The sequence below is a fragment of the Cupriavidus sp. SK-4 genome (assembly GCF_000611125.1).
Classification (GTDB): Bacteria; Pseudomonadota; Gammaproteobacteria; order Burkholderiales; family Burkholderiaceae; genus Cupriavidus; species Cupriavidus necator.
On sequence record NZ_JFJW01000138.1, the window covers coordinates 58,903 to 73,005 of the forward strand.

Below are 14,103 nucleotides of genomic sequence, written 5' to 3' on the forward strand. Positions count from 1 at the left end.
GAGCTGGTATGTCCACCACCCTCGTATTCCAGGCGATCCTGTCCGGGATCACCAATGGCTTCGTCTACGCGCTGATCGGCGTGGGCATGGCCATCATCTTCAAGGGCACGCGCATCGTCAATGCGATGCAGGGCGAGTTCGCGGTGATCGGCGCGCTGGTGGCGGTGTTCGCGCTGAAGGCGCTGGGCCTGCCATATGCGTTGGCGATTGCCGGCGGCATTGCCGCCGGCGCCGCCAGCGGCCTGGCCATCGACGTGCTGTTCGTGCGGCCGATGCTGCGCCGCGGCGCCGGCGAAGAGAGCTTCCTGCTGCTGACCATTGGCCTGGCCTTTGCGCTGTCGGCCGCGGCGCTCTACTTCGGCGGCCGGGATTCGCACCTGCTGCCGGCGCTCGGCGGGGAGGGGGTGGTGGAGCTGTTCGGCGCCACCACGCCCGTGCATGCGCTGGCGCTGATCGGCATTGCGGTGCTGCTGGTCGGTGCGTTGCGCCTGTTCTACACCAGGACCCTGACCGGCCTGGCCATGACCGCCGCCTCGCTCGATCCGGATGGCGCCACCACCACCGGCATCAACGTGCGCCGCATGCGCACGTACACGTTCCTGCTTGGCGGCGGGTTCGGGGCGATCGCCGGCGTGCTGGTCACGCCGCTGCTGTCGATGAACTACCAGATGGGCATCGGCCTCACGCTGAAGGGCTTTGCCGCGGCCATTCTCGGCGGCCTGGGCAATCCGCTCGGGGCCGTGGCGGGCGGCCTGCTGCTCGGCCTGGCCGAATCGCTGGCGGTGGTGGGTTTCCCGTCCGGCTATCGCGACGTGATCGCGCTGTCGATCCTGATCGTCATCATGATTCTGCTGCCCAACGGCGTGCTGGGCCGGGCCGGGCGCAAGGGAGGATAACCATGAACCCGTCACGCGCGTTCATCCTGGCTGGCGTGTTGCTGTGGGTGGTGGCGGGGCAGCTGCTGTCGCGGCACCACGTCGACCTGCTCAACTTCGCCGCCACCCTGGCCGTGGGCGGCCTTGGCGTGGGCCTGCTGCTGGGGCAGTGCGGCATCGTCAACCTGGCGCAGGCCTCGTTCTACGGCATCGGCGCATATGCCTCGGCGTACTGCACCACGGCGCTGGGCTGGCCGGCGTTGGCCGGTGCGGCTGCCGGACTGGTCATCAGCGCCGCGCTGGCTGCGGCCATCGGCATGCCGGTGCTGCGCCTGGGCGGCTTCTTCCTGGCGCTGGCGACGCTGGCGGTGGGAAGCATCGCCAACGTGCTGTTCTTCGAGTGGGACTGGCTGACCGGCGGCACGCTGGGAATCGGCGGCATACCCAAGCTGTCCTGGTTCGGCTATGTGCTGGACACCCCGGAGCGCTACTACTACTTCGTCTGGCCGCTGCTCGCGGTGCTGCTGTGGCTGGTCGACAACCTGGTCAAGGGCCGCCCGGGCCTGGCCATGCGGGCCATGCGCGATGCCGCGCCGGCGGCGCAGGTGCTGGGCGTGGACATGCACCGGCTGAAGACCTCGATGTTCGTGCTGTCGGCCATGCTGGGCTCGCTGGCCGGGACCTTGTTTGCCCACTATGTGTCGTTCGTCAGCGTGCAGAGCTTTACGGTGGAGCGCTCCATCGTGTTCCTGCTGGTGCCGGTGGTGGCGGGTGCCCGCTCGACCTATGGCGTGATCCTTGGTGCGCTGTTCGTCTCGCTCGTGCCGGAACTGCTGAGCGGGCTGGGGGATTTCCACCAGGTGCTGTTCGGCGCGGTGCTGGTGCTGGTGGTCACGCTGATGCCCGGCGGGATGATGGGCGGCATCGCTGGTGCGCTGCAGCGCATGCGCGGCTTGAAGGAGGCAAGGTGAACCATCCCGTTCCTGCTTTTGGCACGGCGCCACAAGCCGTGCGCCCGGCGCAGGCATTGCTGCGCCTCGACGCGGTCGCGCACAGCTTCGGCGGGCTGGAGGTGCTGCGCAATGTCAGCTTCGACGTGCCGGCCGGCCATATCGTCGGCCTGATCGGCCCGAACGGCAGCGGCAAGACCACCTGCTTCAATATCGTCTCCGGCTTCCTGCGCCCGAAGGGGGGCAAGGTGTCGCTGGCGGGGCGGGACATCACCGCCGACACCGTCCAGCAGCGCAGCCGCGCCGGCCTGGTGCGCACCTTCCAGACGCCGCAGGTGTTCGAGCACATGACCGTGCTCGAGAACCTGATGGCAGGCTGTCACAAGGCCACCCACGCGGGCGTGCTGCAGGCGATGCTGCGCACGCCGGCGTCGCGCCGCGAGCTGGCGGCCATGCACGATGCGGCGCTGGCATGTGCCGGCAAATTCGGGCTGGAGCGCTTGCTGCAGCACCGGGCCGGCACCCTCCCGGCCGGCCAGCGGCGCATCGTCGAACTGGCGCGTGCCTGTATCGGCAATCCGGAACTGCTGTTGCTGGACGAGCCGTCGTCGGGGCTGAACAGCGAAGAGATCGAACTGCTGCGCGCATGGATCGTGCGCCTGCACCAGGAGGGCATGACCATCCTGCTGGTCTCGCACGACATGGGGCTGATGACGATCTGCGGCACGGCCCATGTCCTCTATTACGGTGAAATCATCGCCAGCGGGGCGCTGCACGAGGTGCAGGCCGACCCGCGCGTGCGTGAAGCCTATCTGGGAGTCTGACCATGCTGAACGTGAAAGGCCTGCGCGCCGGCTACGGCGCGGTACCGGTGCTGCACGATATCGAAATGACGGTCGCGCCGGGCGAGGCGGTGGCGGTGGTGGGTGCCAACGGCGCCGGCAAGACCGCGCTGGTGCGCACGCTGGCCGGCCTGATCCGGCCGATGGCCGGCAGCATCGTCAAGGACGGGGCGGAGATCGGCCATGTCCCCGGGCATCGCCGCTTCAAGCACGGCATCGGCGTAGTGCTGGAAAACCGCAACCTGTTTGCCGAGCTGTCGGTGCGCGACAACCTGCGCCTGGCCGAGCAGGCCGGCAAGCGCGCCCGCGGCGGCGCGCTGCGCTACACCTATGACGATGTATGCGATCTGTTTGCGCTGCTGCGCGAACGCGCCGACAGCGCGGTCGGGCTGCTGTCCGGGGGGCAGCAGCAGATGGTGGCGATTGCGCGCGCACTGTTGCTCCAGCCCGACCTGCTGATCATGGATGAACTCACCACCGGCCTGGCGCCCCGCATCGTCAAGGAGATCCTGGCGGTGCTGAACCAGCTGCGCGCGCGCGGGCTGAGCATCTTGCTGGTCGAACAAAGCGTGGCGATCGCCGCGGAGATGACGGATCGCGCTTATGTGCTGTCGGTGGGGCGCGTGATCCATGAAGTCCGGCGCGGCGAATGGCAGGCCCTGCTGAACGACAAGACCCTGGTGAAGGCTTACCTTCATGGCTGACCTGGAGACCACAACGATGGCACTGGGCGAACCCGCGGACCTTGCCGCACTCACGCAAGCCGATCAGGCACGGTATCGCGCCATGCTGTCCGGCGACCTGGCTGCGCTCGATGCCCTGCTGGCCGACGAGCTTTCCTATACGCACTCCTCGGCATTGCGCGAGAGCAAGGCGGAGTACCTCGGCTCGATCCGCAGCGGGCGGGTGCGCTACCTGCATGCGAGCCTGGCGGAGGTGGGGCAGGCGATCTACGGCGACATGGCCGTGATGCAGGGCAAGGCCCTGCTCAGGGCCGTGGTGGACGGGGCGGAGCGCACGCTCGACAACCGCTTTCTCAGCGTGTGGAGGCGCCATCAGGGCGCGTGGCAGATGCTGGCCTGGGCCTCGACGCCGATGCCGGCCGCGAGCGCGCCGCCTGTGCCAGGAGCCTCTTGATGGCAGCATGCGGAGCAGCGCCGATGGACCCGGACGACACGTACTTCATCATCCATTGCCTGGACCATGCCGACGCGCTGCCGCGCCGGCTGGCAAGCCATGACGCGCACCGTGCCTACCTGGCCGCGGCGCCTGTCGAATGCGTGCTGCGCGGCCCGCTGATGTCCGACGGCGGTGAGCACATGATCGGCAGCTTGTTCCTGGTCCGGGCAAGGAGCAAGGAGGCCGTGATCGCATTCAACCGGTCCGATCCGTTCTATCAGGCCGGCGTCTGGCAGACGATTCATATCCACCGGTTCCAGCCGAGGTCGGACGTCCTGGATCCGGCTTGATGCCCGGGCGCGCCTGGCGTGATGCGGGGCATGGATCAGGCGGTGAATGGCGACAAGGCCGGCATCCTGGCGCGGCGGACGATGGAATGCGTCGACGCCGACCACCAGACCTCCAAGTCGAGGGACGGCGCCTGTGCGCGCGAGCACTTCTTCAACACCCCCGAGCTGAAGGCATTGGCCGCGGCTGGTCCGACGGCGACATCTAAGCGCTGAACCGCGCTGTCCTGGTGCAGCGATCCGGCCTTCTTGCCAACTCGTCTCTGAAATACAGGATTGCGTCGCGGCGCCCGGTATCACGTTAACTGATCCTTCAGATCAGCAAGTTGAATTTCACCTTCGATGAATATCAGTTCTAAGATCATGACCACTGATCCACCGAAGCGAATGCCGCGTATTTCCGATGACAAATCCAGGTCCGAACCTCTTGCCAGGCAGACCAGAAGTGTCTGGATCAATACGGAGGCGCCGCCGGCCAATCCTTTCGCGATCCGCTGGCACCCCGTGAGCAGCCGCGATGTCATGGCGATTTTTTTTACGCGCCGATCCATGTCGCACCGCGCCAGATGCCGTCCTGCACCAGGCGCTTCATCAGCGACACGAGCGCCGCGGTCGCGCAGGAGGCGGCGGTGGATTGGGTGCGCGTGGCAAGCCGCGCGAGAAGGATGCGGCGAGACAGGGCCGGCGAGGCAATGGGCGTGGCGGCCAGGGTGCCACGCGCCAGGTCGTCGGAGATGGCGGAACTTGGCAGGATGGTATGGGCGAAGCCTTTCGCTACCAGCGACTTCTGCACGCTGAGCGAATTGGTTTCGGCGGCAATAACGAGGTCGATACCGGAGACGGCATAAGCATGCTCCACCACATTGCGAAGACCATGCGGCGGATTCGGCAGCACCAGCGCCAGTCCCTCCAGGTCCATGACGGAAAGCGGCCCGGCCTGTGGCAGCGTGCCTGGCCGCCCCACCAAGTACAGCTGCTCGTCGAGCAAGGCCTGCACCTGCAGGCCCGTGACCGACTTGTCGTCATACATCAGCGCGGCATCCACGTCGCCCGACTCGAGCCACTGCCGCAAATGCCCGGCATAGCCTACCGTCAGGCGGACGCCCAGCTGCGGATGCCGGTCCCTTAGCGTGGCAACCAGTTCCGGCGCCAGGAGTTCGCCGCAACTGGGAAGGAGGCCAATGTCCGCCGTGCCTGAGACCAGGCCCGCGGCGGGCTGGATCTCCGCCCTGGCGCGATCCAGTTCGCGCAGCGCACGCCGGCCGTACTCCGCGAGGGTCTTGCCGGCATCGGTCAGCAGCATGCCGTGCCGTTCGCGCTCGAACAGTTCGACGCCCAGCTCCTCCTCGAGAAGCCGGATGTGGCGGGAGACGGCGGGCTGGACGATGTGCAGGCGTTCCGCCGCCTTGGTCGTGCTGCCGGTTTCTGCGACGGCCAGCAATGCACGGAGTTGCTTGATATCCATGAGAAGTGACGAGGTGGCTGTATCGAAGTCGTTGATTCGCGAGCGCTGGCCGTCGAATTTCAGTTGCCGGGCGAAGCGAATATGTGAGGCTCGCGCCGCCCGAGGCCGGGCATCGCGGGGAATCCCTGATTGATCTTGTCTTATAAGAGTATATAAATATTATCATTAATTTTACGGCCCGGAACATTGTCCGGGGCAACCCTGAAAACCTCGAAAAGGTGGTGGAGATGAACGAGAAGATGAGCGCCGACATTGCGGCGGTGATGGCGGCGGATGACGCGAGATATGCGGCCATGCTGGCCGGCGACGTGGCCGCGCTGGATGCGTTGCTTGCGGAGTCCCTGGTCTATACGCATGCGACTGCGCGTACGGAAGACAAGGCTGCCTATCTCAAGGCGGTATCGAGCGGTCTCGTCAAATACGTCGAGCTGAAGCGGTCAGAGGCAGTCGTGCAGGTCTATGGGCCGACCGCCGTCATGCACGGACAGCTTTCGCTCAGTGTGTTGCGCGAGGGCAGCCGCAAGGGCATGACCGGCCTGTTCCAGAGCGTGTGGGTCAGGTCGGACAAGCAATGGCAAATGGCGGCCTGGGCGTCTGTGCCGCAAGCGTTCACGTCCGCGTGATGGACATTCGTGCCTGGCGCGCCTGCGCCAGGCAGTACGGTCTGTGAGCAGATCAATCTACTGAAGGAGAAGAAGCGATGAGCGAAAAGAACGTGGTCCTGGCAGTGAACTGCCGGATCCGGAGCGACAAGGTGAAGGAGCTGATGGCGGAGTTGCTGGCGAATGCGGAAGCCTCCCGCGCGGAGCCGGGCTGCCTGCATTTCGACGTCAGCGTCGACAAGGACGATCCGACCAAGATCATGTACTACGAGGTCTACCGGGACCAGGCGGCGATCGATTCACACGCGCAGACCGCTCACCACAAGCGATGGGTGACCGAAGGCGCGCCGCTTCTCGAAGTGCGGCAGCCGGTGCGGCTGTCACGCACGGCACCGTGACCCGGCGCGGCTGAGGCGGTTCGGGCGGCACGCGACAGGTCGCCCGCCCGGCGAAGCGAAGCAATACACAACAAGCAAGAGGGGACACTGATGAGCGAGAGAAAGCAAGTGGTGGTGGTGGCCTGCCAGCCGCAGGCCGGCAAGCGGCAGCAACTGCTGGATGAGCTGGAGAAAAACCGCATGGCGGCACTGCAGACCGAAGCCGGTTGCCTGCAGTTCGATGTCACGATCGCCGAGGACAGCGACGAGCGCATTGTCGTCTACGAGGTCTACCGGGATCTGGCGGCGCTGCAGGCGCATCAGCAGACGCCGCATTTCAAGAGATTCCTGCAGGAGGGCATCCCGTTGTTCGCCGAGCACGACCTGGCGATCTACGAGCGCGTCGCGCCCTGAGGCGGAAGCTGTCCCGGGCTGGCATGCCGGTCTTTGGGTATTGCCACGCGATTCACCGTCCCTTGCCGGCGTCCCGGCAAGGGCTGGCTCATCCAGAAAGAGAAGGGTTCACCATGATCAATTCTGATTCGACTATCAGGACAAGCTTGCCGGCGGAGATCGGCAAGGAAGAAGAGGACAAGGTATTCCGGCGCGTGACGCGAGGCATCCTTCCGCTGCTGTTCATCTGTTCGATGATTGCGCTGTTCGACCGTTTCATTGTCGGCTTTGCCAAGTTGCAGATCACCGAGGCCTTCGGCCTGTCAGCCGCGGCCTACGGTTTTGGCGCCGGGATCTTCTCGCTCGGCTACCTGCTGTTCGAAGTGCCGAGCAACGTCATCCTGGCGCGCGTGGGTGCGAAGAAATGGATTGCCAGGATCATGGTGAGCTGGGGCATCGTCACGGTCGGGACGATCCTGGTGCGCACGCCGGAGCAGTTCTATATGGCCCGGTTCCTGCTGGGCCTCATGGAGGCGGGCTTCTACCCCGGCATCGTCTATTACCTGTCCGGCTGGTTCCCGCGGGCGCGCTTTGGCCGGGTCATGGCATTGCTGCTGCTGGTGTTCCCGATCAGCAACCTGTTCATTGGCCCGTTGTCCGGCTGGATCCTGGAGTCGATGTCCGGCACGGCCGGGCTGGCCGGGTGGCAATGGCTGTTTGTCGTCATGGGCATCCCGGCGATCCTGATGGGCTTCGTGTTCTTCCTGCTGGTCGCGGACAAGCCCCAGGACGCAAAGTGGCTCAGTGCACATGAGAAGCGCGTCGTCCTCGACGCAATCGCCAGGGATCGTGCCTCCAGGCATGAGTCGGGCGGCTGGTTCCTGGCGTTCAAGGACTGGCGCGTGTGGGCGCTCGGCGCAATCATGGCGGGCGGCTATCTCGGCCTGTACGGCATCGTCTTCTGGCTGCCCACGATGGTGCAGTCGGCCGGCGTCAGCGGCTTTCGCAACATCGGCCTGATCTCCTCCATTCCCTGGATTGGCACCGTGTTGGTGACGCTGGTGCTCGGCTATTCGTCCGACTATTTCCAGGAGCGTCGCGGGCATTTCTGCTTTGCCGTCCTCGTGGGAGCGCTGGGCTTCGTGATCAGCGTCCAGTCAAGCACCAACATCTACATCACCATTGCCGGCCTCAGCGTTGCCTGCGCCTTCCTGTTCGCGTGCTTTCCGCCCGCCTGGGCGCTGGCGTCCACGCTGCTGGTCGGGCAGAGCGCCGCGTGCGGGCTGGCCCTGGTCAACACGGTTGCGTCGTTCGGTTCCTTCATCGGGCCTTACCTGATGGGGGTCGGCCAGGAGCGGACCGGCAGTCTGACGGTGCCGCTGATGGTGATGGCTGCCATCTGCTCGGTCTCTGCACTGGCCATCTGGCTGATTCCTGCCCATTCCCCCGGCCAGTCAGGCGCCGGCAGCCGCGCGTTGACGGACCCGAAGACAGGCGGATCGGTGGCGGATTCCATGGCGCAATGACACGATAACCGGCGGCCATGGTCCGCACATTAGATCTATTGATATAAGCAAAAAATAGCCATCGGATGTCAGCCTTCATCCGATGGCCTGGAAGAGCGATATGAAAGACGAAACCAAAAGCAAGATCACCTCGGTCCTCAATGCCGACGACCAGCGGCATGCCGCGATGATCGGCGGCGATATGGCAGGCCTGGACCGCCTGCTGGGCGGCGACCTGGTCTACATCCACGGCAGCGCGAGGCAGGACGACAAGCAGCAATACCTCGCCTCCATCGCGAGCGGGGCGGTGAAGTACCTCGACATCAAGCGCACGGCGGCAGCGGTCCAGGTGTACGGGGATACCGCGGTGGTTCACGGCCACATTGCGATCCAGGGCATGTCCAGTGGCGAGAAGCGGCTGATCGACAGCCTCTTCCAGAGCGTCTGGGTGTTGGCTTCCTTTGGCTGGCAGATGGTTGGGTGGGCGTCCATACCGACTGGCAAAAAGGCGCAGGCATAAGGAGACAGCAAGATGAAATTCGTGACTATCGACTGTGGGGAAAAGGGCCATCCCGGCCTGCTGATGAGCGATGGGAATATCCTCGACCTGATCCTGCTGCGCCGGCATCTTGGCGTGGCGAAGCTTATCCCTGCGGATGTGCGCGGCATTCTCGAAGGCGGCGCTCCCGCACTGGCGCTGGTCGATCAGTGCCGGCGCGCCGTCGAGGAAATGAGCGACCACGCGAGCGCCCAGCTCAGTGAAACAGGGGCACTGGTGTCGTTCCATGGAACGCCGCTGCTGGCCCCGATCCCGGAACCGCGCCTGTTGTTGGCGGCGTCCGGCAACTACGGTCGCCATATGCGCGAGTATCCGGACGTGCCGCTGCCGGAAAATCCTACCGCCTTCATCAAGCCTGCCGACACGCTGACGGGCCACGAGAAGCCAATCCTGATTCCGCCGCAGTTTCCGGACCAGGTCGACTTCGAAGGCGAGTTCGCCTTCGTGTTCGGACGGACCTGCCATAACGTCGACGAGGCGTCGGCGATGCAGTATGTCGCCGGCTACACCATCGTCAACGACGTGTCGGCGCGCAACTGGGTAGCCGAGGTGTTCTCCTCGACCGAGCGCTTCCAGTCCATCCGCGCATGGGACCGGAACATCCTCGGCAAGAACCTGCCCAGCTTCTCGCCATGCGGACCGGTCCTGACTACCGCTGACGAGATCGCGGATCCCCACGACCTGGCGATCACCACGCGCGTGAACGGCAAGGTCATGCAGGACAGCGGCACCAGCGATCTCATCTGCCGGATTCCCAGGCTTATCTCGTATTTCTCGAAATGGTACCGGTTCCAGCCGGGGGACATTTTCAGCACCGGCACCCCGGAAGGCGTTGGCGCCGGCCGCACGCCGCCGGTCTATCTCAAGCGAGGGGACCGCATCGAAATCGAGATCGCCGGACTTGGCACGCTGGCCAATCCGGTGGCATAGCGTCGGGCGGGCTGCGGGTCTGGCACGGCAACCCGCACGGGCGCAAATCTTCTGGAAACTGGACAAGGAGACATGATGGAAGACGTGGAGAAACTGACGATCCTCAGAGGCGAGGATCTGAGCTGGGAAAGCGATGGACGACGGGGCTTCTTCGAGTATTGCGATCTCGGCATGCGCAAGGCAACCAGCGGCCGCTACCTGGTGCACCTGATTCGTGCCACCGCGTCGATGGAGTCGCCCATCGGCGGTCACCGGCACATCGTAGACCTGCAGGTCGTCTACATGCTCAAGGGATGGATGAAGCTCTGGCACGAGGGCCACGGCGAAGTCACGCTCAAGGCCGGCGACTGCATGTACCAGCCTGGCGGCCTGACGCACGGCGCGCTGGACTGGTCGGCTGATTTCGAATGCCTCGAGGTCATTTCGCCGGGCAATTTCAGCACGCTCGAATCCGAGACCGAGGCGGCTTAGCAACAATCAGCACAAGGCTCGGCCGCCCACGAGCGGCCAGCCAACACCTGGAGACATGATGAGCATCATCAAGGCAACCGGCGTTGCATACGGGCGGCTGCGCGCACCGGATCTGGACCGGATGGAGGCATTCCTGCTCGATTTCGGCATGGTGCGCGTCGCGCGCAACGAGAATACGTTGTACATGCGCGGCACCGGGCCCGCGCAATACATCCATGTGACGGAAAAGGGCAGCCCTGCCTTCCTGGGCATGGCCTACCGCGCGGGCAGCGAGGCAGACCTGGAGAAGCTGACGCGGGTGCCTGGCGCCTCCGCGGTGGAGCCGATCGACGCGCCCGGTGGCGGCAAGCGCGTGCGCCTGCGCGACCCCGATGGCTACCTGATCGAAGTCGTCCACGGCATCGCGCCACTGCCTGAGCTTCCGATCACGCATCGCCATCCGGAACAAGGCAGGACGGTCGGCGTACTGGACCGGATCCACATGGGGCCCGCCCGGGTCAGGAGCTTCGGCCATGCCGTCATCTTCACCCCCCGGTTGCAGGAGACGCTGGAATGGTACTGGCATGTGCTGGGCCTGCTGCCGTCAGAGGAGGTGTACGAGGGCAGCCCGGACAACGTGCTGGGGTCATTCAACCGCTGCGACTGCGGCGACGAGTTCGTCGACCACCACGTGGCGATGTTCTTCAGCAATGCCACCGCGGGCCTGAACCATCTCGCCTTCGAGGTGGTTGACCTCGACGATGTCTTCACCGGCCACGAGCACCTGCAAGCCAGGGGAGGGTACGAGCCGCTTTATGGCGTTGGACGCCACCTGCTCGGAAACCAGGTGTTCGACTACTGGGGCGGCCCCTGGGGGATGGTTCACGAACACTACGCCCATGGCGACCTGCTGAACGCAAGCTCGGGACGCAAGCGCGTTGACATCGTCCAGGGCTTTGTCTCGCCGTGGGGCGGGGAGCCCTCCGAGGCGCTGCTGAATCGCGTCGTCCCCTGATCCGCCGCTTAACACCACTATCAAACCGAACATGAACACCTCACTTGAATTCGACCCGCAAAGCCTGGTGCTGCCGCGTGTGCCCATTCGTGGCAGCACCCAGCCTTACCATGTGCGCCGCATCTTCTGCGTCGCGCTGAACTATGCCGACCACGCCAGGGAGATGGGCAGGGAAGTCTCGCCGGAGCCGCCCTTCTATTTCACCAAGAGCCCGTTCGCCATCACGCACACGGACTCGGTCGTTCCGTATCCCCCGGCAACTGCCAACTATCACCACGAGATCGAACTGGTTGCCGCGATCGGAAAGCCTGCGTTCAGGGTGTCGCCCGCCGAGGCCTGGGACTGCGTGTTCGGATACGCATGCGGGCTCGACATGACGCGGCGCGACCTGCAGCTCGCCGCGCGCGACAAGGGCCGGCCGTGGGAAGTGGGAAAGGATTTCGAGGAGTCCGCGATCGTCTCGGAGATCGTGCCGGTTTCGGAAATCGGTCACCCGCAAAGCGGCAGGATCGCGGTCTCGGTGAATGGCGAGACGAAGCAGGACAGCGATATCTCGATGTTCATCTGGAACGTGGCGGAGCTGGTATCCGATCTCTCCAAATACTATCGCCTCGGGCCTGGCGACCTGATCTATACGGGAACGCCCCACGGCGTCGGGCCGGTGCGTGCCGGCGACAGCCTGCACGGCGTGGTCGCAGGCGTCGCCAGCATTGACCTGCGCATTGGGCCTGCAGCCTAGCCAGGCGTCAGTCGCATGCAAGCATGGCGCCAGGTCCAGGCGCCAGCCACAGGGAAATATTTCCTTCATATCTGGAGTCGGAGCATGAACGAGCAAGGCGAATCCGGGCGAGTCGGTAAATGGCCGCCGGGGGATGCAGCAGGGCAGGAGAATTGGGCCAGCAACGCGGCCAGCGAGGCATCGGCTCGCAGCGCATACAGCCAGGCGTATCGGAGCCCGGAAGTCGGCGGGAACCGCGGTGCGCGCCTGCTGCTGAAAGGCGGCACGGTTCTCACGCTTGACGAGAAGGTAGGAGACTTCGAACAGGCGGATGTCCTGGTCGAGGGCAAGAAGATCGTGGCCATTGCCCCGTATCTGGAAGCGGCCGACGCGCAGGTCATCGATTGCAGCGGAACCATCGTGATGCCCGGCTTCATCAGCACGCACCAGCATCAGTACCAGACGCTGATGCGCAGTGCGTTGTCCGATGGCATCCATATCCGCGCCATACCGGCCAATAGCCAGCAGCCGGTCGCCAAATGGCCGGGCGAATTCTATACGACCACCATCCAGGAGGTCTGGACGCCGGGATTCATGCCGAATCCGCCCGTTCCGGGCCAGCCACCCATCTGGGATCTCGGGCGACCGCCCATGGACCCGGAGGACTGCTACGTCGCCGAGTTGGTGTCGTCCCTCAGCCAGATCACCCAGGGCGTCACCACGATCACGGATACCTCGCAGTCATCGCACACGCCGGACCATACCGACGCGATGATCCAGGCGCTCTTCGACTCGGGCCAACGCGCGGTCTACGCTTACGGATGGGGCAATGACCGCTCGGCGCAGTTTCCGGAGCAGTCCTATGAATACCCCGGCCGCAGCGGCGATACGTCATTCGGGCTGGGCCGGCTGGCCAAGACGTACTTCAGCTCGAAGGACCAGCTGGTGACGCTGGGCGCGATGCTGGACTGGCACCCGGTGGTCGATCCGCGCACGCGCGAGAAGCAGAACTACACGGGATGGCAACTCGCGCGGGAGTTCGGCGCCTGGATCAACAACCACGCGGCGCACGGTGCAGTCGTCGAGGGCATTGCGCAGGATCCGCGCAACGGCGCCGACTGGTCCGATGTCACGCTGGTCCACTGCACGCTGTGGCAGGACGAGCCGGTCGCCCAGATCGGCGTGGATAACGTCAGGTCGCGCGCCTGGCAATTGGTTGCCGACCGGGGCGCACACGTTTCGATCTCGCCGCTGGTGGAAATGCAGATGCGCCACGGCATGCCGCCGTTCCAGCTTGCGCTGAACTACGGCATCCTGCCCAGCCTGAGCCCGGACACGGAAACCAACATGACGACCAACCCGTTCTCGATGATGCGTTCCGCATTCACGCTGCAACGGGCGCTGGCGAACGAGCTGGTGTTCCCGCTGAGCGACCCGCGGGGGCTGAAGGTGCCGCAGCTGGTGACCAGCCGGCAAGTGATCGAGATGATGACCATTGCCGGCGCCGCGGGCTCAGGCCTGCTTCACAAGGTCGGCACGCTGACGCCGGGCAAGGAGGCCGACATCGTCGTGCTCGACGCCAATACGCTCAACACCGCGCCCATGAACAACGTTCCCGGCACCGTGGTCACGCTGATGGAGTCGCGCAACGTGCGCGACGTGGTCATTGCCGGAAAGATCGTGTACCGCGATGGGAAACTGGTCGGCTGGGACGTGCAGAAGCTGCTCAGGGACGTGACCCGGGCGAGGGATCGCGTGCTGGCGCGCATCAACGGCCCGGCGCTGGCAGGCGCCCTGCCGGCGGGCCTGAACAGCCATGCCGAACCGTATCGGCCCAATTTCCTGGGATCGACCTCCTATATCGGGCAGAACGCCACCGCGCCGGCTTATGTGCTCAGGCCGTAAGTTGGGCGCCTGACGGCATCAGCGGCGCAGGCAGGGCCTGCGCCGTCAGCC

At 65.1% G+C, this 14,103-nt stretch carries 19 protein-coding genes; 17 read left to right on the plus strand and 2 right to left on the minus strand.

What is annotated here, in order from left to right; all coding sequences use genetic code 11:
• Window positions 1–8: 8 nt before the first annotated feature.
• The 7 genes from CF68_RS27790 to CF68_RS37805 are packed head-to-tail and all read left to right on the plus strand — an operon-like array spanning window position 9 to window position 4,349.
• Entirely contained in the window at window positions 9–896 is an 888-nt protein-coding gene (locus CF68_RS27790; protein WP_035825255.1) for a branched-chain amino acid ABC transporter permease, read from the plus strand.
• A 2-nt stretch (window positions 897–898) separates the two neighbouring features.
• Entirely contained in the window at window positions 899–1,846 is a 948-nt protein-coding gene (locus tag CF68_RS27795; RefSeq protein ID WP_051591713.1) for a branched-chain amino acid ABC transporter permease, read from the plus strand.
• Window positions 1,843–2,649: an ABC transporter ATP-binding protein gene (locus CF68_RS27800; RefSeq protein ID WP_011614952.1), complete on the plus strand. Its 807-nt coding sequence runs from the start codon at window positions 1,843–1,845 to the stop codon at window positions 2,647–2,649. The genes CF68_RS27795 and CF68_RS27800 overlap by 4 nt, the downstream gene beginning before the upstream one ends.
• A 2-nt stretch (window positions 2,650–2,651) precedes the next feature.
• Window positions 2,652–3,371, plus strand: coding sequence for an ABC transporter ATP-binding protein (locus tag CF68_RS27805; RefSeq protein ID WP_035825257.1), 720 nt, complete (start codon window positions 2,652–2,654; stop codon window positions 3,369–3,371).
• Window positions 3,364–3,804, plus strand: a complete 441-nt coding sequence (locus CF68_RS27810) for a nuclear transport factor 2 family protein (RefSeq protein WP_051591714.1) — start codon at window positions 3,364–3,366, stop codon at window positions 3,802–3,804. Before CF68_RS27805 ends, CF68_RS27810 begins: the two co-directional genes overlap by 8 nt.
• 23 nt (window positions 3,805–3,827) lie before the next feature.
• The gene (locus CF68_RS27815; RefSeq protein ID WP_035825261.1) at window positions 3,828–4,136 is read left to right on the plus strand and encodes a YciI family protein; all 309 of its coding nucleotides are present in this window, start codon (window positions 3,828–3,830) and stop codon (window positions 4,134–4,136) included.
• A gap of 30 nt (window positions 4,137–4,166) precedes the next feature.
• Window positions 4,167–4,349 carry a hypothetical protein gene (locus CF68_RS37805; protein WP_200872600.1) on the plus strand — a complete coding sequence of 61 codons (183 nt, stop codon included), beginning with the start codon at window positions 4,167–4,169 and terminating at the stop codon, window positions 4,347–4,349.
• Between the two features lie 80 nt (window positions 4,350–4,429).
• Here CF68_RS37805 and CF68_RS27825 read toward each other — a convergent pair whose 3' ends face one another.
• Together CF68_RS27825 and CF68_RS27830 are read right to left on the minus strand one after the other, a co-directional pair.
• Window positions 4,430–4,684: a hypothetical protein gene (locus tag CF68_RS27825; RefSeq protein WP_035825266.1), complete on the minus strand. Its 255-nt coding sequence runs from the start codon at window positions 4,682–4,684 to the stop codon at window positions 4,430–4,432.
• A complete protein-coding gene (locus CF68_RS27830; RefSeq protein ID WP_035825269.1) occupies window positions 4,669–5,598 on the minus strand; it encodes a LysR family transcriptional regulator in 930 nt (309 codons plus the stop codon). The genes CF68_RS27825 and CF68_RS27830 overlap by 16 nt, the downstream gene beginning before the upstream one ends.
• 227 nt (window positions 5,599–5,825) lie before the next feature.
• On the opposite strand from CF68_RS27830, the gene CF68_RS27835 reads away from it, so the two are divergent.
• The 10 genes from CF68_RS27835 to CF68_RS27880 all read left to right on the plus strand — a co-directional run bounded on the left by CF68_RS27835 (window position 5,826) and on the right by CF68_RS27880 (window position 14,052).
• The gene (locus tag CF68_RS27835) at window positions 5,826–6,221 is read left to right on the plus strand and encodes a nuclear transport factor 2 family protein (RefSeq protein WP_035825271.1); all 396 of its coding nucleotides are present in this window, start codon (window positions 5,826–5,828) and stop codon (window positions 6,219–6,221) included.
• Between the two features lie 77 nt (window positions 6,222–6,298).
• Window positions 6,299–6,598 carry a putative quinol monooxygenase gene (locus CF68_RS27840; protein ID WP_013954161.1) on the plus strand — a complete coding sequence of 100 codons (300 nt, stop codon included), beginning with the start codon at window positions 6,299–6,301 and terminating at the stop codon, window positions 6,596–6,598.
• 90 nt (window positions 6,599–6,688) lie between these two features.
• Window positions 6,689–6,991, plus strand: coding sequence for a putative quinol monooxygenase (locus CF68_RS27845; RefSeq protein WP_051591715.1), 303 nt, complete (start codon window positions 6,689–6,691; stop codon window positions 6,989–6,991).
• 113 nt (window positions 6,992–7,104) lie between these two features.
• Entirely contained in the window at window positions 7,105–8,496 is a 1,392-nt protein-coding gene (locus CF68_RS27850; RefSeq protein ID WP_084187475.1) for an MFS transporter, read from the plus strand.
• A 100-nt stretch (window positions 8,497–8,596) separates the two neighbouring features.
• Window positions 8,597–8,995: a nuclear transport factor 2 family protein gene (locus CF68_RS27855; protein ID WP_035825323.1), complete on the plus strand. Its 399-nt coding sequence runs from the start codon at window positions 8,597–8,599 to the stop codon at window positions 8,993–8,995.
• Between the two features lie 12 nt (window positions 8,996–9,007).
• The gene (locus tag CF68_RS27860) at window positions 9,008–9,964 is read left to right on the plus strand and encodes a fumarylacetoacetate hydrolase family protein (RefSeq protein WP_051591718.1); all 957 of its coding nucleotides are present in this window, start codon (window positions 9,008–9,010) and stop codon (window positions 9,962–9,964) included.
• A gap of 72 nt (window positions 9,965–10,036) precedes the next feature.
• Window positions 10,037–10,435, plus strand: coding sequence for a cupin domain-containing protein (locus tag CF68_RS27865; RefSeq protein ID WP_235205903.1), 399 nt, complete (start codon window positions 10,037–10,039; stop codon window positions 10,433–10,435).
• Between the two features lie 55 nt (window positions 10,436–10,490).
• Entirely contained in the window at window positions 10,491–11,429 is a 939-nt protein-coding gene (locus CF68_RS27870) for a VOC family protein (protein WP_235205904.1), read from the plus strand.
• Window positions 11,430–11,460: 31 nt separating this feature from the next.
• Window positions 11,461–12,168, plus strand: coding sequence for a fumarylacetoacetate hydrolase family protein (locus tag CF68_RS27875; protein WP_035825278.1), 708 nt, complete (start codon window positions 11,461–11,463; stop codon window positions 12,166–12,168).
• 84 nt (window positions 12,169–12,252) lie between these two features.
• Complete coding sequence (locus CF68_RS27880) at window positions 12,253–14,052, plus strand: amidohydrolase family protein (protein ID WP_035825280.1); 1,800 nt, start codon at window positions 12,253–12,255, stop codon at window positions 14,050–14,052.
• Window positions 14,053–14,103: the final 51 nt, after the last annotated feature.

What these genes read in the sequence shown, in the direction of transcription:
- CF68_RS37805 (WP_200872600.1), top strand. Translation starts at nt 4,167, where the DNA reads ATGGATCAGGCGGTGAATGGCGACAAGGCCGGCATCCTGGCGCGGCGG.
- CF68_RS27840 (WP_013954161.1), top strand. Translation starts at nt 6,299, where the DNA reads ATGAGCGAAAAGAACGTGGTCCTGGCAGTGAACTGCCGGATCCGGAGC.
- CF68_RS27845 (WP_051591715.1), top strand. Translation starts at nt 6,689, where the DNA reads ATGAGCGAGAGAAAGCAAGTGGTGGTGGTGGCCTGCCAGCCGCAGGCC.
- CF68_RS27825 (WP_035825266.1), bottom strand. Translation starts at nt 4,684, where the DNA reads ATGGATCGGCGCGTAAAAAAAATCGCCATGACATCGCGGCTGCTCACG.
- CF68_RS27880 (WP_035825280.1), top strand. Translation starts at nt 12,253, where the DNA reads ATGAACGAGCAAGGCGAATCCGGGCGAGTCGGTAAATGGCCGCCGGGG.
- CF68_RS27830 (WP_035825269.1), bottom strand. Translation starts at nt 5,598, where the DNA reads ATGGATATCAAGCAACTCCGTGCATTGCTGGCCGTCGCAGAAACCGGC.
- CF68_RS27855 (WP_035825323.1), top strand. Translation starts at nt 8,597, where the DNA reads ATGAAAGACGAAACCAAAAGCAAGATCACCTCGGTCCTCAATGCCGAC.
- CF68_RS27810 (WP_051591714.1), top strand. Translation starts at nt 3,364, where the DNA reads ATGGCTGACCTGGAGACCACAACGATGGCACTGGGCGAACCCGCGGAC.
- CF68_RS27805 (WP_035825257.1), top strand. Translation starts at nt 2,652, where the DNA reads ATGCTGAACGTGAAAGGCCTGCGCGCCGGCTACGGCGCGGTACCGGTG.
- CF68_RS27870 (WP_235205904.1), top strand. Translation starts at nt 10,491, where the DNA reads ATGATGAGCATCATCAAGGCAACCGGCGTTGCATACGGGCGGCTGCGC.
- CF68_RS27790 (WP_035825255.1), top strand. Translation starts at nt 9, where the DNA reads ATGTCCACCACCCTCGTATTCCAGGCGATCCTGTCCGGGATCACCAAT.
- CF68_RS27795 (WP_051591713.1), top strand. Translation starts at nt 899, where the DNA reads ATGAACCCGTCACGCGCGTTCATCCTGGCTGGCGTGTTGCTGTGGGTG.
- CF68_RS27850 (WP_084187475.1), top strand. Translation starts at nt 7,105, where the DNA reads ATGATCAATTCTGATTCGACTATCAGGACAAGCTTGCCGGCGGAGATC.
- CF68_RS27815 (WP_035825261.1), top strand. Translation starts at nt 3,828, where the DNA reads ATGGACCCGGACGACACGTACTTCATCATCCATTGCCTGGACCATGCC.
- CF68_RS27875 (WP_035825278.1), top strand. Translation starts at nt 11,461, where the DNA reads ATGAACACCTCACTTGAATTCGACCCGCAAAGCCTGGTGCTGCCGCGT.
- CF68_RS27860 (WP_051591718.1), top strand. Translation starts at nt 9,008, where the DNA reads ATGAAATTCGTGACTATCGACTGTGGGGAAAAGGGCCATCCCGGCCTG.
- CF68_RS27835 (WP_035825271.1), top strand. Translation starts at nt 5,826, where the DNA reads ATGAACGAGAAGATGAGCGCCGACATTGCGGCGGTGATGGCGGCGGAT.
- CF68_RS27865 (WP_235205903.1), top strand. Translation starts at nt 10,037, where the DNA reads ATGATGGAAGACGTGGAGAAACTGACGATCCTCAGAGGCGAGGATCTG.